Raw genomic sequence first — 325 nt, 5'->3', positions numbered from 1 at the left:
AGCACCAACTACAGCAACTGTAGGAAAAGCTGATGCAAACGGTGCTAAAGCTCCAGAAGCTAAGACACCAGTTAAAGATCCTGCAAACTTGACTGAAGAAGAGAAGATACAAGTAGCAGAAGAAATCTTGAAAGCTAATCCAACACTTGCAGATGTTGATGTAGCTAACGATGGAACTGCAACAGTAACATTCCCAGATGGTTCAAAAGCAACATTGACTCCAGCACAAACTGTAGTTAAAGCAGAAGAGAAAGCTAAAGACGCAGACGGTCTTAAAGCTCCAGAAACTAAGACTCCAGTTAAAGACACAGCAAACTTGACTGAT

The 325-nt window shown here is 41.5% G+C and carries 1 pseudogene; it reads left to right on the top strand.

From position 1 onward, the window contains the following. Positions 1-325, top strand: a pseudogene (locus HMPREF2619_RS11380) (hypothetical protein); the annotation flags it as partial.

The sequence above is a fragment of the Streptococcus sp. HMSC074B11 genome (genome assembly GCF_001808705.1).
Lineage (GTDB): Bacteria > Bacillota > Bacilli > Lactobacillales > Streptococcaceae > Streptococcus.
The sequence above is the reverse complement of the archived record's forward strand: the minus strand, read 5'-3'. Positions and strand labels throughout refer to the sequence as shown.